This is a genomic window from Parasegetibacter sp. NRK P23, from assembly GCF_023721715.1.
Classification (GTDB): Bacteria; Bacteroidota; Bacteroidia; order Chitinophagales; family Chitinophagaceae; genus Parasegetibacter.
Genome location: NZ_JAMDLG010000001.1, coordinates 541,183 through 565,153 on the forward strand (window position 1 = coordinate 541,183; position 23,971 = coordinate 565,153).

Below are 23,971 nucleotides of genomic sequence, written 5' to 3' on the forward strand. Positions count from 1 at the left end.
ATCTTATAAACCGCGATTGCCACACAATCACGGCCCAAACCCATTTACATGAAAAAGTATTTATACACGATAGTGTTGCTGGTATGCAGCGTGTTTGCGTATGCACAGGACCCGGAATATGCGGCAGCACCGGCTGCGGCGGGAAATATTACGGCAGCGGAATATTTTATTGATACCGATCCGGGGTTCGGAGCGGGAACGCCGATAGCCATTACACAGGCGGTCAATATCAGCGCGATGAACGCTGGGATAAACGTGAGCGGGTTAAGCAACGGCATTCACCGGTTATACATAAGAGTGAGGAACACGGAGGGAAGATGGAGCCTTACACACGTGCATGATTTCCTTTACGACCAGGATATCGTTTACCAAAGCACACCTTCCGCGGCGCTACCCATTGTGGCCGCGGAATATTTTATAGATACAGATCCCGGTGTGGGGGCCGGAACGTCCATTACCGTAACACCTGGTGTTGCACTACAGGATGTGGCCGTAGTGGTGAACGTTGCCGGTTTAACGAATGGCACGCACCGCCTTTACCTGCGCACACTCAACCAGGAAGGCGCATGGAGCATTACGCAGGTACGTGATTTTATCGTCGATTTCGACGCCGGTTACCCACCCGCACCTTCCGCAGCACAAAATATTGTGGCCGCGGAATATTTTATTGATACCGATCCGGGTACGGGAGCTGGAACCGCGGTGCTTATTACGCCGGGTACTGACATTAATAACATTTCAACTTCCATTAATACAGCAGGCCTATCATTGGGCACGCACCGCCTTTACCTCCGCACACGCAACCAGGAAGGAAGCTGGAGCATCACACAGGTGCGGGACTTTATCGTGGATGCCGATCCGGGTTATCCCTCCACACCACCAACAGCGCAAAACATTGTAGCCGCAGAATATTTTATAGATACAGATCCAGGCACCGGAGCAGGAACGGCCATCAACATAACGCCGGCTACCGATATCAGTAACCTGACGGTAACTACGAACACCGCAGGATTGAGCCTCGGCACCCACCGACTGTACATCAGGATACGCAACAATGAGGGAAGCTGGAGCATGGTGCAGGTGAAAGATTTTATTGTGAATGAAGACATCTCCTATCCTGCAACACCTGCCACACCACAAAACATTGTGGCGGCGGAATATTTTATAGATACCGATCCGGGCCAGGGCGCGGGAACAATGATCCCCATAACACCAGGTACGGACCTGAGCAATATTTCCACCAACATCAATACCTCCGGACTGAGTAACGGTAACCACCGCATCTACCTGCGCACCCGCAACCAGGAAGGCGCCTGGAGCATTACCGCCACCGCGGAGTTTTATACGGACCAGATGGCCCTTTCCTCCGATACCCTTCATTATACAAATGTTCCGGAGAATACGATCTCGGAACAGGAACTGGTTGTTACCAACAACAGCGCCACCAGTCAAAGCATTCAATCCATCACCATCGGGGGTGTATTCAGTACATTGCGCAGCGCGCCCATTATTATACCCGCGCAATCCTCCGATACCATACGCATCCGGTTCCAACCCAATGCAGCCGGTACATTCACTGATTCTATCGTACTCACTACCACCGCCGGACGTTACAGTGCCGTATTGCAGGGAACAGGCATCGCCGCCACCGCCAGCTGGAGCATAGAACCCGCAGGCGGACACCAGTTTGGCAATATCGCGACAGGATCAGGCGCAACCTTCAACTTCACCATCCGCAACACGGGTAACCTGCCCGTTGTGTTCGGAAATGTAGCATTCAGCGATCCGGCGTTTACCAGCAACGTTTCTACCGGAACTACCATTGCGGCAAACGGAACCATGGTACTGCCCGTAACCTTTACACCGGGAAGCGTAGGCAATTTCTCGGCCCAACTCAAAATCACCTCCACCACCAATGGTGTGGATTCAGTGACCACTGCGGTAAGCGGCAGCGGTTATACGCCCGGTGCGCCTCCCGCACTGCAATACCTGAACAACGCGACTTACAACAATGCGGGCGTTTCACCCGCCACAGGACAAACCGGCGACTTTACTTACCGCATCCTGTACCAGCATCCCAACAACCTGGCACCGCAACCCGGACACCCCCGCCTGGGCATCGACCTGAACGGGGACCAGGATTTCAACGACCTGGATGAAGGGATTTTTAATATGGTGAAAGAAGGCAACAGCAACGATTATACGACCGGCGTAGTATACACCTACACGTTCACGCACCAAATCAACAATACCACCGCCGGCTATAAGTTTTTCGCCACAGATGCCAACGGCAATACCTTTGAAACCACCTACAAAACAGGCCCCCTGGTAACGGATGAAACCACCGACCTCCGCATCTTCGCCAACAACATCAGCTTCAGTAAAAACAATCCCGGCCCCGGAGATGTATTCACCGTTACCGCCACCATACTCAACAGTACGGTAGTGCCGGTAACCAATGTGCCCATCTCCTTCTACCGCGACACCATCCTTATCGGCAACGGTACCATTCCCGCTATCGGTGGAAACTCCTCGGCTACCATCACGCATACCTTCAGTTTTCCGGCCGATGGCTTCTATCCCATCAAAGTATGGATCGACAGCAGCAATACGCTTGGAGAAACCAATGTACTCAACAACTACGCCATCAGGCCCGTAACGGTGGGCACGCCCGCATTACCCGGTGGTATCATCGTGAACACCTCCGCATCTCTGCAGCAATGTCCGCAACTGAAAGCGCTGATCACAGGAACGGCCACCTATGATGGCTTCGGCAGTAATATACCCGTGGCCGGCGCGGAAGTAAGCATCTTCTACGGAACGGATACTTTCTATACCACCACCAACGCTTCGGGCCAGTTCAGCTTCCTGCATTCCGGCATTTCCTGCGGCGGCAACTTCAGTTACTACGCCCAGGTTACAGACTTCACTTTCACGAGCGCGCAAAAATATTACAGTCTGGCCGTACCCTGCCCCACTACCAACCCCTGCGTGCAACCACCTTCCAATGGCGGCATCACCGCTGCCATAGGCAGCTCCAATCCGTGCAGCAATGTAGTGGGCAGTACCGCGAGCGTAACCTTCACGGTGAAATACAGGGAACGTGACCTTAACAACATGTGGTGCCTCTTCGACGAGATCAGGAACGATGTACTTCGTGTATACATCAATGATGTTTTGGTGGAAACGATCACCAGCGCCGATAATTCCCACGGTCCCGGAGAAGTGCGCATCATCCCCTATTCCGTTCCGCTGAGTTCTACCACACCGGTGACGGTGCGCGGAGAACTGAGTTATACGTATGTGGAATACCGGCAAATTCCAAGTTCGCTGTACAAAGGCGTGAACATCCCCATGTCGGCAAGCGGCGGGGGCACCATCAACGCGCAGCCGAATCTTCCGGACCTTACCATTCAAAATTTTGCGCAAACGAAGTTTACGTCCTTCAGCTTCAGCAACGCGAACATCAAATGCGGACCCGCGGGCGCTCACGTGGTACGGGTGTACGATTCCATTCCCGGCGGCAGCAGCACACTGGTGCAAACCACCAATGTATCATCGTTGGCCGGAGGTACCTCTACTACCATTCAATACCAGAATCCCAATATGACACCGGGTACGCATATCCTGAAAATTGTGACCGATGAGCCCGGGGCCGTAACTGAAACCGAAGAAAACAACAATGTGTTCCTCGCCACAGTAGTGGTTCCGCAACCGGACCTCACCATTGTTTCACTTACACCTGCTGCTTCAGGATTGTCTGTTGGCTCGGCGGTAACCTTCCAGGCAAGGATCAGGAACACCGGCATCGCTACCGGAGCATTCAAAGTAGGCTTCGAAGTGAACGGCACACCACTGGGCGCAAAAGTTAATGTCGGCGGCATTGGAGAAGAAGCGTTCTTCACTGTTCAATCCGATCCATATACGGTAACCACGAGCGACAAAGACTGCGGCGTAACCGTTACCGCTTTCGCGGATGTGGACCTCCAGGTTACGGAATCTTCTGAAAGCAACAACTCCAGGCAAATTGTACTGGGCGCTGAACTACAACCTTATCAACTGCCGCAGGAGATCGGATCCGCGTCCAACCCCGCGGTGATCCGTGTAAATACGCCCGGCACCTTCTTCGCAGCCATCCGTAACATGGGCGCAAGAGATGTGCGTCATGTAACCGTAAGGTTTACGCTGAACGGCAACAGGATCGGCGGAGATGAAATCGCCATCGTAAAAGCGGGAGAACCATTCGCGGGATACGCTTCTTTCACGCAAACATTCTCTATGCCCGGCAATTACGTAGTAACAGTAACAGCAGATACTTTGAATACCATCTGCGAAGACAACGAAACCAACAACAGCGGCAGCTTCCACATCCGCGTGGTGGACAGCAAACAGGATTTTGAAGTACTCTCGCAATACATTTCACCAAGTAGTCTGAATCCAGCACCCGGCCAGAACATTACGCTGGTGGGCACTGTAAGGAACCTCGGCGGTAAACCTTCAGAAGCCACCGTGCTCCGCTTCCTCATGGACGATATTCAACTTGGGGCCGATGTTCCCGTAGGCATCCTCCAGCCCGGAAGAGACACTACCGTGGCGGCAACGGCCACCTATTCCTCCACGATCTCCGGCGTAAAAGTGATGAAACTGATCGCCGACCCCGGCAATACCGCCGATGAAGAAAGAGAAGACAACAATATGGCCACCAGAACCATGATCGTTGGCGACGCACCCGACCTGGGTAGAAAAACCGCCGGCGCCATCAGCTTCAACCCATACGGTTTCCGTTCCGGCGACAGTGTTACCGTTTCCTGGCTCATCCGCAACTTCGGCACACAGTCAGGCAGTGCATGGGTGAAATTCATGGTGTACGATGAAGGCGACGCACTCTCCGCTATCGACAGCATACAGATATCCCTGGCCGCACAAACAGAGATTACTGTTTCCAGAAAACTGCTGTTCGATATCGAAAAAGGCATGGTGGTAACCGAAATCGTTCGTTGCACCCCAATAGAGTTTGACCTTAACAACAACAAGGATACCCTGCGTTTCAGCACCACCATGAACCTGCGCAGCAACCTCTCCGTTTCAGGCGACCTCGACATGCAGAACGGTCTGCCGCAACAACTTCCCGGATGGATCGGCGGCAAACTTGTTCTGGGTGACTACGATATGGTGGTGAACGGCAATATCCTGAACTTCGATACCAATCATTTTATCGTCACCAACGGCACGGGCAAACTGAAGATCGCCAATAACAACAACGAGAACATCTTCCCCGTAGGCGCCACCACGCAGAACAGTAATTTCGTGAAGATCGCCAACAGCGGAACGCCCGACCAGTTCTCGGTAGCCGTGCGTCCTTACGTGCTCCGCAACGGCATGAGCGGCGATACCGTAAGAACGGAAGTGGTGAACCGCACCTGGCTGATAGAAGAAACCACGCCTGGCGGCAGCAATGTAACCCTCAGTTTCTACTGGAACACGGACCATGAAACGCCGGTGTTCGACCGCAACCAGTCGCGTACCGCGCATTTCTCCAATGGCTGGCAGTTCGGCACGCCCGGAGCGCCGTCTACCGACCCGGAAACCCGGTGGATCAAAACCCAGGCAGGCTTCACCGGTTTCTCTCCGTTCACGGTAACCAGCAGCACATCGGCCTTACCGCTTACGCTGCTCCGCTTCACCGCCACACAAAGAGACGGCAGTGCATTGCTGGAATGGAACACTTCAGATGAAATACAAACCAGTCATTTTGTAATTGAATATAGCAGGAACGGCAACACATTCGATTCAGCCGGACGTGTGTCGGCGCTCAATATACCAGGTAACAACGCCTACCGTTTCCGACACGAACCTTTTGGCCATGGCAAACATTATTACCGCCTGAAAATGGTGGACAGGGATGGCAGTTTCACCTACTCCCCCACCAGGTGGATAGCAACGGGCACAGCCACCTTCTCCCTTTATCCCAACCCGGCGCAACACTTCATCACCATCACTGGGGTGGAAGCAAATGGAACAATCCGTATTTACGGGATGGATGGCAAACTGTTGCAGCAGCGGCGCACCGGAAGTTCCATTGAAAGAATACCGGTGAGTCAGTTGGCCAATGGCACTTATGTGATAGAATTTGAAGGAAGGGATGGCAGCAAACAGAAGCAACTGTTGCTGAAACAATAAACTCAGCGGGGGAACCAACTGCAATGGGTAATCGCTTCGCAGAGCGCTTCCCAGGAAGCAGGTTCCTTCTCCAACCCTGAATGCCGGGCAAGCATGGACAATACCGCTTGCCCGGCATATCCTTTTTCGCGCCAGAAACGAATGGAAGTATCTCCCGCCGATTTAGAGAGTTTTTCTCCATTGCTGTTGGGGATAAGGGCATGATGGAAGAAAGCTGTATCCTGGAAAGTTTGTTCTTCCAGCACATCAGCAAGGTACAGCTGCGCAAGTGTGGAGGGCCATAAGTCGGTTCCCCTTACGATGAGGTCCACGCCAAAGTGAATATCATCTGCGAGAGAAGCAAGTTGATACGCGGCCATGTCATCTTTTTTGCGCACCACAAAATCTTTCATGGACGGATGCAGGGTAGTATTCACTTGTGTTCCATCGCAACTGTTCACCTTTATAGTTCTGTCGTCGGTGTATATGCGGAGGTTAACGCCGGGTGTGTTCAGCGGAATTTGTTTATGGCGGCATCTACCGGAGTAGACACCTTCTTTGTTGTCCGCGAGTAGTTGTGTACGTGAGCAATTGCAGGCGAAGAGCAAACCTTTGTTGTGGAGTTGATCCAGCTTTTCCTGGTAAAGCGTTGTGCGGTGCAATTGGGAGAAATGCTGTTCAAAATCCGCGGCGTCATTTGGCCCTCTTTTCCATTGGATACCCAGGAAATGAAGGGTTTCGAAAATATCATTTACATATTCCGGGCGCATTCTTTCACGATCCAGGTCATCGATGCGGAGGAGTAGCTCCGCGCCCGATTGGTGAGCGATGGCGTTGGTGATGGCGAAGGAGAAGATGTTCCCGAGGTGCAGGAATCCGCTGGGCGTGGGAGCGAAACGGGTAAGTGCGCGTTGCTGCATGGAGAAAATTTCTGTGGCTGCAAGATCGGGATTTGTTTTTTTGCATCAATTGTTTTTATATTTGCAACCCACTGAAGGATCGGTAGTTCAGTCGGTTAGAATGCCGCCCTGTCACGGCGGAGGTCGCGGGTTCGAGTCCCGTCCGGTCCGCGGAAAGCGTCTCATTTGAGGCGCTTTTTTTATTCCCGAATAGTGCCGTAACAGTCGAAAAAACAATTACCAAGAATGGTATAGTTCATTAAAAAACAATCAAATAAAGAACTTTTTTACACCCAGATACCATAAACGCAAGTCCAAACAAAAATCTGTTCTGAAAACAGGATTGGTTTTCATAGATTTGAGCACTTAGTGAGCACAGCTTAATGACTAATTCAACCTGATACCAACAACCACCTATCCTGCATACATAAACCTGAATCAGCGTACATCCATTCTACACCCAATAAATAATCGAAATACAAATAATGAGTGACATAAGAGAAATTGAAAAGACCCTATGGGCCGCGGCTGACAAGTTGCGCAGCAATATGGATGCGGCAGAATACAAACACGTTGTTTTGGGACTTATTTTCCTGAAATACATTTCGGACGCTTTTGCTGAACTACACCAGAAATTACAAGAAGGACAGGGGGAATATGAAGGTGCAAACCCCGAAGACCCAGACGAGTATTTGGCTGAAAATGTGTTTTATGTTCCTGAAAAAGCACGTTGGACTTTTTTGAGAGACAATGCCAAACAGCCTGAAATAGGTATTCTGATTGACCAGGCCATGGACAGCATTGAAAAAATCAACGACAGCTTAAAAGGCGTATTGCCTAAAAACTATGCCGATCCCGACCTTGACAAACAACGTTTGGGCGAACTCATTGATCTGATCAGTAAAATCGGGTTTGGCGGTGGACACGAAGGCAAAGACATTCTTGGACAAGTGTATGAATACTTCTTAGGAATGTTTGCCGACGCCGAAGGCAAAAACGGTGGACAATTCTACACACCGCAAAGCATTGTGAAAATATTGGTGGAGATGCTTGAGCCCTACAAAGGCAGAATTTATGACGGCTGTTGTGGTAGCGGTGGCATGTTTGTGCAGAGCGAAAAATTCATTGAAAGCCACCAGGGCAAAATTGGCGACCTGAGTATTTACGGACAAGAAAGCAACCCAACTACCGTAAAATTGGCAAAGATGAACCTTGCCATTCGTGGCATTGACGCCAACATACAATTTGGCGATACTTTTACCAACGACTTACACCCCGACCTGAAAGCCGATTTTATTATTGCCAATCCACCGTTTAACATCAGCGATTGGAATGGCCAGAAACTGCGTGATGATGTGCGGTGGCAATATGGCGTTCCGCCAGTGGGCAACGCGAACTATGCCTGGTTGCAACACTTCATTCACAAACTAAGCCCAACAGGCACGGCAGGTATTGTATTGGCAAACGGCAGCATGAACAGCAATACAGGCAGCGAAGGCGAAATCAGAAAAAATATGATTGAAGCGCGATTGGTGGACTGCATGGTTACGCTTCCGGCCAACTTGTTCTACAATACCACTATTGCAGCTTCATTGTGGTTTTTGGCAAAGAACAAAACCAATGGAAAATTTCGTAACCGTGAAAATGAAATCCTGTTTATTGATGCCCGCAAAATGGGCAAAATGATCAACAGGCGAAACCGTGTGTTAGAACAGACAGATATTGACCTGATCAGCAGCACCTATCATAAATGGAGAAACCTAAATGGCGGGTATGCGGATATAGTAGGCTTTTGCAAATCTGCCACTTTAGAAGAAGTACGCCAAAACAACTTTGTGCTGATGCCCGGCAGATATGTAGGCACCGAAGACGAGCAAACAGACGATATGCCTTTTGATGAAAAAATGCGAAGCCTTACTGCCAAACTTGCTGAGCAATTTGACAAAGACAATGCATTAGAAAATATCATTCGTGAAAACCTAAAAGGAATTGGATATGAGTTCTAACGAGTGGCGGCAATTAGTCTTGGAAGATAGCTTAGACGCATTAATTGATTACAGGGGCAAGACACCTAAAAAAGTGGAAAAGGGCATCCCATTAGTTACAGCCAAAATTGTAAAAAATGGATTTATTGAAGCACCTAACGAATTTATTGCCGAAGAAGACTACAATGAATGGATGACTCGTGGGTTGCCAAAAATCGGTGATGTTGTTTTAACAGTGGAAGCACCTTTAGGTGAAGTTGCCCAAATTAAAGATGAAAATATTGCTTTAGCTCAAAGAATAATAACTCTAAGGGGTAAAACAGGTGTCCTCGATAGTGGATATTTAAAATACTTTCTTCAGTCTTCTGTTGGACAAAGAAGATTAAAAGAACGAGAAACAGGAACAACAGTTACAGGGATAAAGCAATCGGAATTACGTAAACTCATAATTGACTGCCCTGAATATTCAATACAAAAAAAGATTTCATTCATTTTATTATCCCTTGACGACAAAATCGAAAACAACCTTGCCACCAACCAAACGCTTGAAGAAATAGCCCGAACGCTTTTTAAGGAATGGTTCGTAAATTTTAACTATCCTGGTTCAGACTGGAACTTAAAACAAAGCGAGTTTGGGGATATTCCAGTAAGTTGGGAAGTGGGGACATTGGGGGATGTTTTAGAAATCAAATATGGTAAAGACCATAAGCATCTTGAGGAAGGGATAATTCCAGTTTTTGGCTCAGGGGGTATTATGCGGTATGTTAACAAGCCTCTTTATGAAAAAGAATCTATTTTAATTCCCAGGAAAGGCACTCTAAGTAATTTATTTTACGTCAATACTCCATTTTGGTCAGTTGATACGATGTTTTATACAAGGATCAATTTACCGAAAAGTGGAAAATATCTGTTTCATCTACTACAAACTTTAAACCTCGCATCAATGAATGTAGGGACGGCTGTCCCTAGCTTGACGACAGAGATTCTAAATAATATTGTAATCCCTATTCCCCCAAATGAAGTATTAAATTCTTTTGAAACTTTCACAACCTCGTTATTTGTTAAGATTCAAGATAATTTAAAAGAAAACAAAATCCTTTCTGCCATTAGAGACAGCTTATTACCTCAATTAATGAGCGGTAAAATCAAACTATAGAAATGGATAAATCATTACAAATAAAATTCGAAGATAATCCAGAGTTTAATCTTTGGTTAAATGAGAACTATCCAGTTTCAATTGAAGAATTTGAACTAAATGCTAGTGAGGTACTGTATAATTACAAGATTGATTTTTACATACAGGCTCTTGAGAGATATAACGTTGATCCGCAAATTGTACTCTCCAGAATAACAAAGAATTTTCCAACTCCTATTGCTTATTATATAGATCAGGCAGAATATAATTATCAAAATGACCACCATCGCCTGGACCTTCTCAAATCTTGTTGGGAAGCAATAATATTTTTCATTTTTGGTTTAGTTGTAGCAGAAGCAAACTACAGAAAGGTACCATTCAAAAATTTGGGTCTAGTAAAATATGAAACTTTCTGTTCAGACAAAGTTTTTGATAAATTAAATATAGTTGAAAATATCCTTGATTACATTCTAAAAAATGGATTTGCTTTTGAATGTTCAAAGCTGATTCAAATATCAACTTTAACTGACATCCGAAAGCTTAATCAAGAAAGAAATGGCTTTACGCATGCTTCTGCAAAGACGGCTCAACAACAACGAAAACTTTATTCCGAACTCTACCCAATAGTAAGTAGCATTCTAAATCAACTAATTGGCTTCGAAAAGATAAAATTATTCCGTTATTACGAAGCGCCAATGCCACTTCTTCCTAGATGTGAAATATACAATGGCAGCGCATTAGGCGGTAAGAAAGAAAATATTATTCTTCAAAAAGACAATTATATTGAGATAATGGAAGACTTCAATAATTCTAAGATTTACGCTCAAATTAATGAAATAGCCTTTCCTGTTTCGCCATTTATACATTTCTATCAAGAGGATCATGAAACAAACGCACTTATTTGTTTTTTCAAAAAAAAGATTGCTGGAGGCAAGTACAAATTTGAAGTAGTAAGCAAATCGCAGGATATAGAGTTTTCTATCGCGGATTTCACCAAGGTAGAAGCACAACTAAAATCCTTAATATATTAGGCAATGAATATTCTTACGGAAGAAGAAATAGAAAAAATGGCATTGCAAACCTTGCAGCAGCATGGTTATGAAACACTCTACGGTGCAAACATTGACCGCCCATACAACGAAGTAGTTTTAACCAACCGCTTGCAAGCCGCTATTGATAAAATCAATCCTGATATTCCTGCCGAAGTACGGGAAGAGGCTCTGCGCAACATTTCAAGAATACCTTCTACCAATTTATTAGCCAACAACGAAGCATTTCATACATTCATCACCGAAGGTGTTGATGTAAAAGGCAGAGAAGGCGAGCAAATCAAAACCTTCAAAGTGTGGTTGATTGATTTTCAAAACCCCGAAAACAACGATTTTGCGGCAGTCAATCAGTTTACCATCATTGAAAACCACCACAACAAACGCCCTGATGTAATCATTTTTGTGAATGGCCTGCCTTTAGTAGTGATAGAAATCAAAAACGCAACAGATGAAAAAGCCGACCTGAAAGCGGCTTACAATCAGTTGATGACTTACAAACAAGCCATTCCTACCCTTTTCAATTACAACAGTTTTTTAATTGCTACCGACGGTTGGTTTGCCAAAGCGGGAACCATTACGAGTGATTACAGCCGTTTTAGTGGTTGGAAAATTCCCGAAGAACCTGTGAGTAATGTAGTAGCTGAAGATGAAGAAAAATACCAGACTTCCATTTTTGCTACACCCAATGCTAATGTAGAAATGGAAGTAGTATTAAGTGGAATGCTGGAGAAGAAAACGTTGATTGATATCATTCGCTATTTCATCGTTTTTGAGAAAACAAAAGACAAAACTGTTAAGAAAATAGCGGCTTACCATCAATACTATGCCGTAAACAAAGCCATTCATTCTACCATCAAAGCGGCAGCCGTTTCGGGCGACAAACGAGCAGGTGTAGTTTGGCACACACAAGGCAGCGGCAAAAGTCTGAGCATGGTTTTTTATGCAGGCAAAATGGTGGTAACGCCACAACTCAACAACCCGACTATTGTGGTGCTTACCGACCGCAACGACCTTGACCAACAACTTTTTGAAACATTCAGTAACTGCCAGCAACTCATCAGGCAAACACCGGTTCAGGCAGAAAGCAGAAGCCATTTGCAAAGTTTGCTTTCAGTGCCTTCGGGCGGTGTGGTTTTTACCACCATTCAAAAATTCATGCCTGAAGAAAAAGGGGCAACCTATCCCAAATTATCCGACCGCAGAAACATAGTAGTGATTGCGGATGAAGCCCACAGAAGCCAATACGATTTCATCGACGGTTACGCACGTCATATGCGGGACGCTTTGCCCAATGCGTCGTTTATTGGTTTCACAGGCACACCCATTGAAAAAGAGGACAAGAACACACAAGCCATTTTTGGTGAGTATGTGGACATTTATGATATACAACAAGCTGTTGAAGACGGCGCGACTGTCCGCATTTTCTATGAAAATCGATTAGCCAAAATAGAATTGGACCCGGAAGAGCAGGAAATCATTGACCAACGCATTGAAGAAGTAACCGAGGAAGACGAGCTAACCGAACGTCAACAACGCTTTGCCAAATGGACACAACAAGAAGCCATAGTAGGCAGCGACAAAAGATTAAAGCAAGTTGCCGCAGACCTTGTTAAGCATTATGAACAACGCAGCGAAGGCTTTGACGGGAAAGGCATGATTGTGTGTATGAGCCGTAGAATTTGTGTGGCGTTGCATAGCGAAATCATAAAAATCCGCCCCGAATGGTATAGCGGTGATGATGACAAAGGAGCCATTAAAGTTATTATGACAGGCTCGTCTTCCGACCCATTGGACTGGCAGGAGCATATTCGTAATAAACCAAGAAGGAAATCCATAGGCGACCGACTAAAAGATCCGAAAGACGAGTTAAAATTGGTCATCGTCCGAGATATGTGGTTAACAGGTTTTGATGCACCATGTTTGCATACTTTGTATGTGGACAAGCCAATGACAGGCCATAACCTGATGCAAGCCATCGCAAGGGTAAACAGGGTTTTCAAAGACAAAGAAGGTGGTTTGATCGTAGACTACTTGGGCATAGCGCAAGACCTGAAGAAAGCATTGAGTGTTTATACGTCAAGCGGTGGCAAAGGCAAGATCGAGTTTGACCAGGAAGAAGCAGTTGCTAAAATGGAAGAACTGTATGAAATAGTAGTCGCCATATTCCACGGGTTCGACTACAAACGTTTTTTCGGTTTGCAACCGAGGGAAAAGCTCACTTTCCTGCTTGATGCAACAGACTTTATTTTAGGTTTGGACAAAGGCCAAGAAAGGTTTAGCACCAATGTTTCCAACCTATCCAAAGCATTTGCCATTTCGGTTCCGCATCCAAAAGCCCTCGCGATAAGAGATGATTTGAGTTTTTTCCAGGCCATCAAAGCAAGAATTACCAAACTACGAGAAAGCAAGAAAAAGAGAACAGACGAAGAAGTAGAAACAGCCATCCGACAAATTATTTCAGATGCACTGATCTCAACGGAAGTTGTTGACATTTTCCAGGCAGCAGGTTTGCAAAACCCTGAAATATCAGGATTAAATATTCTTTCAGACGAGTTTATGGCAGAATTGAAAAATATGCCACGAAAGAATTTAGCCTTAGAGCTTTTAAGAAGATTGCTTAATGACGAAATTAAGCAGCGTTCATCCAGAAATATCGTACAGAGTAAAAAGTTCTCAGAATTATTGCTGGAAGCAATCAAGCGTTACCAAAATAATGCTTTGACAGCCGCGGAAATCATTGAAGAATTGATCAGATTGGCCAAAGCAATCAAAGAAGCCGATAAGCGCGGAGAAAACCTGAACCTAGATTTTAGAGAACTGGCATTTTACGACGCCTTGGAAGTAAGCGACAGTGCAGTTCAGGTATTGGGTGATGAGATATTAAAAACCATCGCAAGAGAATTGGTGATAAGCGTGAACAATTCTGTAACCATAGATTGGGATAAGAAAGAAAGCGTACAGGCCAAAATGCGTGTAATGATTAAACGAATACTGAAAAAATACGGTTATCCCCCCGAAAAACAAGACTTCGCAGTAAAAACAATACTAGAACAAGCGAAATTATTGGGAAATAGTATTTCAGGTGAACAGTAAATACCGGTTTGCATCAAATTTTTTTCTTCCATAGAAGCTCTTTTTATAGCGCCGATCATAATGTGTGCTTTTACATTGCATTTCTCTTCAAAAGCAAACTATACTTCGCTTTTAGATGTATTTTAAATTCAAAGCATTATCTTTACAGCCAAAAGCGAAGGATAATGCGCAATTCAATCCAAAAATTAGGCAAAAAAATAAAGGAACGCAGAGAAATCCTGCACCTCCTGCAATCCCAACTTGCTGACCTATCCGGCATCAGTGTGCGCACGATCCAACTCATAGAGCAGGGAAAAGCCAATCCATCACTGGAAACGCTCCTTAAACTAAGTGACCCGCTCGGCCTGAACCTCGAATTTCTGCTAAAACAACCCATTGCAAAATCTAACATCAAATAACCATGAGCGCGGCAGCGGTTTTATACAACGAACAACTTGCGGGCACCCTATCCCGATCGGAAGGGAAGTACAGGTTTGTTTACGACAAAACATACCTGACAAGACCCGGTAGCCGCCCGGTAAGTTTAACCTTACCACTCCGCGATTCACCTTACGAAAGCGACGTATTGTTCCCCGCATTCGTCAACAGGTTAAGCGAAGGCGCCAATAAAGCGTTGCAATGCCGGTTGCTGAAGATTGATGAAAATGATTATTTCGGCCTGTTACTCGCTACTGCAGGAAGCGATAGTATCGGACCACTTACCATAAAACAGCTTGATGAGCCTGCCAACGATTAAACATTGCCCCTGCACATTGCAGCCTGGTTTTTCCGGCTACAGTCCGGCTGCCCAACAAACGCTGTTTGGCAGCCGCGCTAAAAAGGTTTCCCATGTACTGCCATTTGATCCTCCGGGGAAGAACAGTGAACAAACCCGCACATACAATGAGAAAAGAAAAAGCATCAGCATCAGCGGGGTTCAGGAAAAGTACAGCCTGAAACTTACCAGAAACCAACTTACCCTAACAGATACGGCTGGCACACATATTTTAAAACCTGTACCTGCTGAAAGGCTTGACCGGATAACCGATCTGCCAGCGAACGAGCATGTAAGCATGCAAATGGCCAGACAGGTTTTCGGCATAAGAACAGCAGCCTGTGGTATGCTCTTTTTTCAAGATGGTTCACCTGGTTACATTACCAGGCGTTTTGATTATAAGCCTGAAGGCAGCGGCAAATATCATGTGGAAGATTTCGCAACATTGCTGGCGAAATCACCTGAAAATGAAGGAGACAATTTTAAGTACAATGCCTCCTACCTGGATATCGCGGAAATGATCCATCATTATGTTGCCGCTGCACCCGTAGTATTGCTGGAGTTTTTCCGGCTGGTCGTATTCAACTACCTCATCGGCAACGGAGATGCACACCTCAAGAATTTTTCACTCATGGAAACCGGTCATGGAGATTACACGCTTTCACCAGCGTACGATCTGCTTTGTACAGCCCTGCACCTCGATGATGGCAGACTGGCTTTGCACGATGGGCTCTATCCTGGAGATTTTGAAGAAGCATCTTACCGCAGCTACGGCACTTATACCCGTAATTCATTTATCGTTTTTGCTGAAAAAGCAGGCATAAATACTGAACTGGCAGGAAAGGCCATGAATGAAATGATGAACAATACTGATCAGGCCATAGCATTGGTGGAAAGAAGTTTTTTAAGTGATGACGCCCAACTGGCTTACAAAGGGGTAATGAGAGAGCGTCAGCGTAGTTTACAATTAAAATAGCCTTAACCTTTTACACCATGCAATCCCTTCTTCAACAACTTTCTACCATACACCGGCTTTCAGCTGCCGCACAACAGGACCTGGAAAAAGCTTTCCTGCCATTAACCCTCACCAAAAACACCTTCCTGATCGAAGAAGGAAAAATTTGCCGTCAACTGTATTTCCTCGAGCAGGGCTGCATCAGGGGCTATTATCTCTCTGATGGAAAAGAGATCACGCATTGGTTCGGTTTCGAAAATGATTTCGTCACCTCTTTTCACAGTTTCAGCACACAACAACCGGCCACCGAGCACATTCAACTGCTGGAAGGATCAGTCCTCTGGAGTATTTCAAGGGAGAAACTCCTGCAATTGTGTGAAAAGCACCATAACATAGAAAGGCTGCTCCGGATGGCTTATGAAAAATATTATATCCGACTGGAAGAGCGTTTCGTAAAATCCCAGTTCCGCACGGCAGCCGAACGGTATGCGTTGCTGCTGGAACAGGCCCCACACATTATTGAACGGGTACCACTAGGGCATATAGCTTCCTACCTGGGTTTATCGCAGGAAACACTGAGCAGGGTGCGTGCGAAGCTTTAACAAACCCTTCCCCATTTTTTGACGGTTGTCAAAAATGGAACGAAGCGCGGAAAATAGATTTGCTCCATAAAATTATACATATGGAAAAGCAAACCCCACTCCCACCCTCACCCGCATTTATCGCTGCTTCGTGGATCGCACTGCTCGCCGGCATGATCGCCTACAATATCGGTTTATGGAACGCTGATATGGAACTCAATGAAAAAGGTTATTACTTCACTGTGCTCCTTTTCGGACTGTTCTCCGCCATTTCCGTTCAGAAAGCCGTACGCGACCAGATGGAAGGCATTCCCGTTACCAACCTTTATTACGGCATCGCCTGGTTCACCACTATCGTGTCTATCCTGCTGCTCACCATCGGATTATGGAACGCGGACCTCACAAAAAGTGAAAAAGGATTTTACGGCATGTCGTTCACCCTCAGCATGTTCGCCGCTATCGCCGTTCAAAAAAATACCCGCGATATGAAAGGCACCGTTAAAAATAACCCGGCGACCGATCCGGAGGGAGGAAAATAATTTTCCCCTCCCCTTGCAAATTCCGATTCTTCTATTAACTTTGTTTTCCAAAGTACTTTCAAATGAAAGATGACCAGGATTACATCCGGGAAATATCGGAGATGCGGAGCCTGATGGAGAAATCCTCCAGGTTCCTGTTCCTTTCGGGACTATCGGGCATCATGGCAGGCATTTACGCCCTGGCCGGGGCGGGTATTATTTATGGACTGTTCTCTTTTAACCCCGGGACCGCGGAGGACGTGGATGTGCTGGAATCGCCGGTGCTGCTCAAGTCGATGGCGGTAGGCATGGTGGTATTGCTCCTGGCGGTGTGCACCGCTGTGTTGCTCTCGAAACGAAACGCGGTGAAGCGGGGAGAAAAGTTATGGAACTCTACCGCTAGGAGACTTGTTTCCCACATGGGCCTGCCCCTGCTTACCGGTGGTCTTTTGCTATTGATCCTGGCCGGGAAAGGGATGATCGCATTCCTCGCGCCGTTCTCCATGATCTTTTATGGCATCGCACTGTACAACGCGGGAAAGTATACGTATGCGGAGATGAAAAGCCTTGGGGTGATACAGATCGTGCTGGGACTGGCAGGCACCTGTTTCGTAGCGTATGGCCTCCTGTGCTGGGCCATCGGCTTTGGCGTGGCACACATCATTTACGGCGCATACATGCACTACAGATACGAACGATGAAAACAGTGATAGATGGCTTACACCGGGTTTTTGAACACCGCATCAGGCTGGGTATTATGTCGGTGCTGGCGGTGAACGACACCCTTGATTTCAATTCGCTGAAAGCGTATTTCGATGTAACGGACGGCAACCTGGCCAGTAACCTGAAAACACTGGAAAATGAAAATTTTATCGGCGTGAAAAAAGCATTCGTGGGAAAGAAACCCAATACAAAATATTTTATGACCGAAACCGGGAAGAAAGCCTTCGACCGGCACCTGCAAACCCTGGAAGCCATTATTCAACGACGCAACAAAGGGTTAACCGGGAAAAACACATCACCCAATTAAAAACTATAAACAGAACGCGCTATATTTTTTTACCCGTACACTTTGAAAATCAAAGTTCTTTCAAAATAACATCCATCCAATCAATATGTATTTATGAAACAGGACATCCTCACCCATCTCGCCGATCCGGTACAACTGGAAAAACTGTACCGGTCGAACCGTACCGCTTTCAGAAAAGCATTCAGGGAATTGTACCCGGAAATCAAACACAACGCGCTGGTCAGCTTCTGGCACGAAAGATTGCATACCACGAAAGACGATATTTCCTGGGGCAGTCCGAAGGACCTTTTGTTTGTAATCGTTTCGGCGGTTATTGCCGGAACTGTAGCTAAGTTCCCCGCGATCTTCGGCCTGAACGAGGAACATTTTTACAGCAGGAACATCGGGTTCATCCTCTTCCCTTTCCTGGCCGCCTTCTTCGCCTACCGCGAAATGCGCAAAGGCGAACAACGTGTTCCCGCGGGAAAATTCCTTTTCGTAACTGGATTGATGCTGGCGGCATTGCTCTTCATCAACCTGACACCGGGCGACGACAAAAGTGATACGCTACAATTGTCGTGTATCCATTTGCCGCTCTTCCTCTGGTCGCTCACGGGCTTCGTATTCGCGGGCGGCATCAACCAGCCGGAGAAACGCATCGGTTACCTTCGTTACAACGGCGATCTGCTGGTGATCTGCGCATTGATGCTGATTGCCGGTGGCATACTCTCCGGGGTAACCGTGGGACTCTTTTCGCTGATCGGTTTCAACATCGAAAAATTATATTTCAATAATATCGTAGTATTCAGTTTGCCTGCCGTTCCGCTGATCGGTACGTACCTCATCCGTGCGAACCCGCAACTGGTAGGGAAAGTATCGCCGGTAATCGCCAGGATATTCGCCCCTGTTGTAATGGGTATGCTGCTCATCTATCTGGGCGCTATTATTTATTCCGGAAAGGACCCTTATAATGACCGGGAATTCCTTTTGCTTTTTAACCTGCTGCTGGTGGGTGTAATGGCCATTATTTTCTTCTCCATCGCGGGCAGTTCGAACGAAGTGAAAAGTAAATGGGAACTATGGATACTCTTCCTGCTATCCATTCTTACCATCGTTGTAAACGGCATAGCATTATCAGCGATATGGTTCCGGATCGCCGAATGGGGCATTACCCCGAACAGAGCGGCGGTACTGGGCGGCAATGTGCTGATTCTGGTGAACCTGCTGCTCGTAACATCCAGGTTATACGGCGCTGTTTCCGGAAAAACGGGTATAGCCGAAGTGGAAAAAATTATGGGCCGTTACCTCCCCGTGTATTTTGTATGGACCGGCATTGTAGTATTCCTGTTCCCTGTTTTGTTCGGATTCAAATAAGCCAGCATGAAAATAGACATCATCATCGCCTACCTGCAACGGTATGAATTTGGTCATGAACGCGATTTCGTTCCGCCCATTACCGGTATTCATCTTGCCGCCATCACCCCATCCAAACACAACGTAAGGGTATTTCACCAGCAAGTGGATAAAATAGACTTCGATACCGATGCCGATCTGATCGCCATCTCCTTCTTCAGCGGATTCGCCCGGTCTGCTTACGAACTTGCGAATACCTTCAGAAAAAAAGGCAAAAAGACTGTGGCCGGAGGTCCTCATGTAACGTATTGTAAAGAAGAAGCGCTCGCGTACTTTGACGCCATCGTAACTGGCGAAGCGGAAAATGTATGGCCCCTGCTACTGAACGACTTTGAAAACGGCAGTATGCAACGCGTTTATACCGGAACACCGTGTGACATGAAAGGCTTGCCCACGCCCCGTTACGATCTGCTTCCCAATAAATTCTTCATCAAAAAAGTACTCCAGGCCACAAGGGGATGTCCCTTCTCCTGTTCCTTCTGCACCGTTCCTTCGCTTAACCCCGGGTTCAGGTTAAGACCAGTGGAAGACGTTATCCGCGATGCTTCCTACGACCGGTTCAGGTTTTGGTGGCAGCGGAAGATCGTCTGGTTCTGGGACGATAACCTTACCATCCGCAGGCCATACATCAGGCAACTGTTGCAGGAAATGATCCCTTTAAAAAAATGGTGGTTAACACAAGCCAGTATGGACATCGCAAAGGATCCGGAACTGCTCGATCTGATGAAGGCTTCGGGTTGCATAGGCGTTTTCCTGGGCATAGAATCCTTCGGAGCGGATTCTCTCGCCGATGCCAACAAAAAACAGAATAAGATCGCCCACTACAGCGCCGCGGTAAAAGAGATCAGAAAGCGCGGCATCGCCGTGATGGCCGGGTTTATAGCAGGCTTCGATCACGACGATGAAGAAAGCATCGTGAATATGGCCAACCAGTTGATGGAAATTGGAATAGATGTACCCTTCCTCAGTATCATGACGCCCTTCAACGGAACACCCATTTACAATACATTGAAACAGGAAGGCCGGATACTGGAAGAAAAGAACTGGAACTTTTACAATGGCTACAATGTTGCGTTCCAACCCAAAAAAATAACCGGACAACAATTACTAGAGGCGCACCGAACTTTGTGGAAAAAATCATTCTCACCCTTATATGCGTTGCGAAGAATTTTTAATGGGATCGGCACATTGAGATGGGGCGCTTTCCTTTTGTCGCTTTTCATGAATTCATTTTATGCCTGGAAGAGAATAAGAAAGAACTACCCGATTGATATGAACGGAAGAGGAGCATGGCGCATCGAAGAACCTGTACGACCAAACACAGGACAACCCAAAAGCACGATGCAGCAACAGGAACAGGCGATCAACCTTTTCTCCCCTTCAACGCTTTCTTCTTCCGCAACGCGCTCAGGTATTCAGGCGTGAACCCGAGGAAAGAAGCCAGTATCTTCTGCGGAATGCGTTGCACGAACTCCGGATAAGTGTTGCTGAAGCGCTCGTAAAAGGCATCTTTGGACAACTGGAAAATATATTTAACACGGAACAGCGAGGCGGTATAGGCCCGCTCATACACCATCCGGAAATAGCGCTCCATCACCGGGTGTGTTTCCAGCAATTCATCCAGCCGGTTCTTTTCTATTTCCAGCACTTCCGTGGCTTCAATGGCCTGCACACTGAAGGCGGCTCTTTTCTTTTTGTTGAAAGCGTCGATATCGGTCATCCACCAGTTCTCTATCGCGAATTGTATGGTTTGTTCCTGCCCGTCCTCTTTCAGGAAAAAAAGCCGCAGGCACCCCTTCACCACGAAGAAATGCCTGGTGCATAATTTTCCCTCCGTTACCAGTAATTCCTTTTTCTTCACTTTTCTTGTATCAAAATAACCCCTGATGGCGTTGAACCCGGCCTCGGAAAGCGCGGTATGTCTTTTGATGTGCAGGTACAAAGGTTCGGGCATGACGGTAAATTACGGAAAGAAACCATGTAAAATCGTACATTTCATATCAAATACACCTTGCCATGAATAGCAGACGCTCCTTTCTGACCACACTCGCAGGTTCCACCCTCGCGTTCCACCTGTTGCCCAAAGTGCAGGCCGCACCCGTTTACGACGGACCCGTGCTGCGCGTGGCGCTTATGGGACTGGGCGGTTACGCCAACCGCGTGGCAGAAGCCATGAAAGATTGCAAAAAAGCAAAGCTGACGGGCATCATCAGCGGAACACCTTCCAAAATTAAAGACTGGCAGCAACGGTATGGTATCGCTGAAAAAAACTGCTACAATTACGATAATTTCGACACCATTAAAAACAATCCGGATATTGACGCGGTATACGTGATTACCCCGAACGCGCTGCACCACCCGCATACCATCCGCGCCGCAAAAGCGGGCAAACATGTGATTTGTGAGAAGCCCATGGCCATAAGCGCCAAAGAGGCAAAAGAGATGGTGGATACCTGCAACAAAGCCAACGTGAAATTACTGATCGGCTACCGGATGCACTTTGAACCGAAAACACTTGAAGTGATCCGGATGCGCGAAGCGGGTGAATTCGGAAAGGTGCTCTTCTTCCAGGGACTTTGCGGCTTCCGCATCGGAGATCCTACACAATGGCGGCTCAACAAAGCATTGGCAGGAGGAGGTTCCATGATGGACATTGGCATTTACGCGCTCAATGGTGCACGTTATATGGTGGGCGAAGATCCGGTTTGGGTTACCGCACAGGAAACAAAAACGAATCCTGAAAAATTCAAAGCGGGTGTGGATGAAACCATTCAGTTCCAACTCGGTTTCCCCGGCGGCGCCGTGGCTTCCTGCCTCTCTACCTACAATATGAACAACCTCGACCGCTTCTTCCTGAACGGGGAAAAAGGGTTCGCCGAAATGCAGCCCTCCACAGGATATGGGCCCATCAAAGGACGCACCCACAAAGGTGAGCTGACCCAGCCCCATATTAGACACCAGACCATACAGATGGAAGAAATGGCGGACATCATTCTTCAGCATAAAAAACCAATCGTTCCCGTAGACGGCACCGAGGGCTGGAAAGACATGGTAATTATAGACGCTGTTTATGAAGCGGTGAAAACAGGGAAAAAAGTGCCCATCAAATATTGAGGCCCTTTCGTTCCACCATACACGCCGTTTGTCTATTCCGCTTGTTATTTCAAAAGGGTTCCCTTAATTTTAGTACCCTAAACAATTTTGAAGCACAGGCATGAATGTTCACCTCAACATACTCTTCGCTTATATGGCTTTCCTGCGGAGCGCCTGTGCCAACGTGCCCTGATGGATGGCTTTTCCGGCATACTTTTCATCTTATTCCATCATTCAATTTATTAAACCAACAACATGACAAACGTTGCTGTTATTGGACTTGGTAAAGTAGGCTCCCTCGTGGGCACTTTGCTGAGCGATCTTTTTACCGTTACCGGCCTTGATCAGAAACTCCCCTATACCGAATTGCCTTTCTCTGTTGAAACAGGCAGTGTTTCCGATGCCACTTTCCTGGAATCTTTCCTGCAATCAAAAGACGCGGTGGTTTCCTGTCTTCCGTATAACCTCAATCTCCCCGTGGCCAAAGCCGCACACAAACTGGGTATTCATTATTTTGATCTAACGGAAGATGTTCCCACCACTTCAGCGATCCGTGAAATGGCGGAGACTTCAAAAGGGGTAATGGCACCGCAATGCGGACTGGCGCCTGGCTTCATCGGCATCATCGGTGCGGACCTGTACAACCGGTTCACCAAACTACGTGATGTAGAACTGCGTGTGGGCGCTTTGCCACGTTATCCCAACGGATTGATGGGGTATTCGTTTACCTGGTCGCCGGCCGGTGTAATCAACGAATACATCAACGATGCGGAAGTGATCCACAACGGTATCCGTAAAATGGTGCCCTCCCTCGATGGAACGGAAATGATCAATATTGAAGGACAGGAATTTGAGGCGTTCAGCACCAGTGGCGGATTGGGTACGATGTGTGAAACCCTGGAAGGAAAAGTGGATACACTGAACTACAAAACCATGCGTTATCCGGGTCATGCGAAGCTGATGCGTTTTCTCTTGTATGAACTGATCCTGAAGGAAAAAAGAGAACTGGTGGAAGAAATTCTCACCCAGGCCAAACCTCCGGTCCGCGAAGATGTTGTATATGTATATGCCGTGGTGGAAGGCTGGAAAGGAACGGAAATTGCACGGGAAGAATTCTACCAGGCCTATCACCCCATCACCATCAACGGGAAGGAATGGCGCGCCATCTCCTGGACCACAGCGGCATCTGTGGCGGCCGTAGTGGAAATGGTGGCCGCTGGTACACTTCCGCAAAAAGGATTCATTAAACAGGAAGAAATCGGCTTTGAACATTTCCTGAACACAAAGAACGGAAGCCTGTATAAAAAAGCACAACAAAAGTAAGGGAC

General features: G+C 47.1%; 18 protein-coding genes and 1 tRNA gene. 17 read left to right on the forward strand and 2 right to left on the reverse strand.

The window, feature by feature from the left end:
* Positions 1 to 48: 48 nt before the first annotated feature.
* On the forward strand, positions 49 to 6,180 hold the full coding sequence (locus M4J38_RS02155; protein ID WP_251757878.1) for a CARDB domain-containing protein: 6,132 nt from the start codon (positions 49 to 51) through the stop codon (positions 6,178 to 6,180).
* A gap of 2 nt (positions 6,181 to 6,182) precedes the next feature.
* Here M4J38_RS02155 and M4J38_RS02160 read toward each other — a convergent pair whose 3' ends face one another.
* Complete coding sequence (locus M4J38_RS02160; protein WP_251757879.1) at positions 6,183 to 7,079, reverse strand: glutamate--tRNA ligase family protein; 897 nt, start codon at positions 7,077 to 7,079, stop codon at positions 6,183 to 6,185.
* Positions 7,080 to 7,155: 76 nt separating this feature from the next.
* Here M4J38_RS02160 and M4J38_RS02165 point away from each other — a divergent pair.
* The 14 genes from M4J38_RS02165 (at position 7,156) to M4J38_RS02230 (ending at position 20,975) form a co-directional block, all read left to right on the forward strand.
* Positions 7,156 to 7,229: transfer RNA gene (locus M4J38_RS02165), tRNA-Asp, on the forward strand.
* 314 nt (positions 7,230 to 7,543) lie between these two features.
* The gene (locus M4J38_RS02170) at positions 7,544 to 9,064 is read left to right on the forward strand and encodes a class I SAM-dependent DNA methyltransferase (RefSeq protein ID WP_251757880.1); all 1,521 of its coding nucleotides are present in this window, start codon (positions 7,544 to 7,546) and stop codon (positions 9,062 to 9,064) included.
* Positions 9,054 to 10,199, forward strand: coding sequence for a restriction endonuclease subunit S (locus M4J38_RS02175; protein ID WP_251757881.1), 1,146 nt, complete (start codon positions 9,054 to 9,056; stop codon positions 10,197 to 10,199). Before M4J38_RS02170 ends, M4J38_RS02175 begins: the two co-directional genes overlap by 11 nt.
* A gap of 2 nt (positions 10,200 to 10,201) precedes the next feature.
* Positions 10,202 to 11,209 (forward strand): hypothetical protein, encoded by a 1,008-nt coding sequence (locus M4J38_RS02180; RefSeq protein ID WP_251757882.1) that lies wholly within the window; start codon positions 10,202 to 10,204, stop codon positions 11,207 to 11,209.
* A 3-nt stretch (positions 11,210 to 11,212) separates the two neighbouring features.
* Entirely contained in the window at positions 11,213 to 14,320 is a 3,108-nt protein-coding gene (locus M4J38_RS02185) for a type I restriction endonuclease subunit R (protein ID WP_251757883.1), read from the forward strand.
* A 164-nt stretch (positions 14,321 to 14,484) separates the two neighbouring features.
* A complete protein-coding gene (locus M4J38_RS02190; protein WP_251757884.1) occupies positions 14,485 to 14,718 on the forward strand; it encodes a helix-turn-helix domain-containing protein in 234 nt (77 codons plus the stop codon).
* A 2-nt stretch (positions 14,719 to 14,720) separates the two neighbouring features.
* On the forward strand, positions 14,721 to 15,056 hold the full coding sequence (locus M4J38_RS02195) for a HipA N-terminal domain-containing protein (protein ID WP_251757885.1): 336 nt from the start codon (positions 14,721 to 14,723) through the stop codon (positions 15,054 to 15,056).
* Positions 15,037 to 16,050 carry a HipA domain-containing protein gene (locus tag M4J38_RS02200; RefSeq protein ID WP_251757886.1) on the forward strand — a complete coding sequence of 338 codons (1,014 nt, stop codon included), beginning with the start codon at positions 15,037 to 15,039 and terminating at the stop codon, positions 16,048 to 16,050. Before M4J38_RS02195 ends, M4J38_RS02200 begins: the two co-directional genes overlap by 20 nt.
* Before the next feature lie 17 nt (positions 16,051 to 16,067).
* Positions 16,068 to 16,631, forward strand: a complete 564-nt coding sequence (locus M4J38_RS02205) for a Crp/Fnr family transcriptional regulator (protein ID WP_251757887.1) — start codon at positions 16,068 to 16,070, stop codon at positions 16,629 to 16,631.
* Between the two features lie 80 nt (positions 16,632 to 16,711).
* Positions 16,712 to 17,149, forward strand: coding sequence for an inner membrane protein YiaA (gene yiaA / locus M4J38_RS02210; RefSeq protein WP_251757888.1), 438 nt, complete (start codon positions 16,712 to 16,714; stop codon positions 17,147 to 17,149).
* A gap of 62 nt (positions 17,150 to 17,211) precedes the next feature.
* Complete coding sequence (locus M4J38_RS02215; RefSeq protein WP_251757889.1) at positions 17,212 to 17,829, forward strand: hypothetical protein; 618 nt, start codon at positions 17,212 to 17,214, stop codon at positions 17,827 to 17,829.
* Entirely contained in the window at positions 17,826 to 18,158 is a 333-nt protein-coding gene (locus tag M4J38_RS02220) for a transcriptional regulator (RefSeq protein ID WP_251757890.1), read from the forward strand. Before M4J38_RS02215 ends, M4J38_RS02220 begins: the two co-directional genes overlap by 4 nt.
* Before the next feature lie 93 nt (positions 18,159 to 18,251).
* On the forward strand, positions 18,252 to 19,511 hold the full coding sequence (locus M4J38_RS02225; RefSeq protein WP_251757891.1) for a DUF4153 domain-containing protein: 1,260 nt from the start codon (positions 18,252 to 18,254) through the stop codon (positions 19,509 to 19,511).
* A gap of 6 nt (positions 19,512 to 19,517) precedes the next feature.
* The gene (locus M4J38_RS02230) at positions 19,518 to 20,975 is read left to right on the forward strand and encodes a radical SAM protein (protein WP_251757892.1); all 1,458 of its coding nucleotides are present in this window, start codon (positions 19,518 to 19,520) and stop codon (positions 20,973 to 20,975) included.
* On the opposite strand, the gene M4J38_RS02235 is transcribed toward M4J38_RS02230, so the two are convergent.
* Positions 20,914 to 21,504 (reverse strand): Crp/Fnr family transcriptional regulator, encoded by a 591-nt coding sequence (locus M4J38_RS02235; protein WP_251757893.1) that lies wholly within the window; start codon positions 21,502 to 21,504, stop codon positions 20,914 to 20,916. The genes M4J38_RS02230 and M4J38_RS02235 overlap by 62 nt on opposite strands.
* Before the next feature lie 62 nt (positions 21,505 to 21,566).
* Here M4J38_RS02235 and M4J38_RS02240 point away from each other — a divergent pair, with 62 nt between their 5' ends.
* Positions 21,567 to 22,664: a Gfo/Idh/MocA family protein gene (locus tag M4J38_RS02240; protein ID WP_251757894.1), complete on the forward strand. Its 1,098-nt coding sequence runs from the start codon at positions 21,567 to 21,569 to the stop codon at positions 22,662 to 22,664.
* Positions 22,665 to 22,898: 234 nt separating this feature from the next.
* Positions 22,899 to 23,966 (forward strand): saccharopine dehydrogenase family protein, encoded by a 1,068-nt coding sequence (locus tag M4J38_RS02245; RefSeq protein ID WP_251757895.1) that lies wholly within the window; start codon positions 22,899 to 22,901, stop codon positions 23,964 to 23,966.
* Positions 23,967 to 23,971 lie beyond the last annotated feature (5 nt).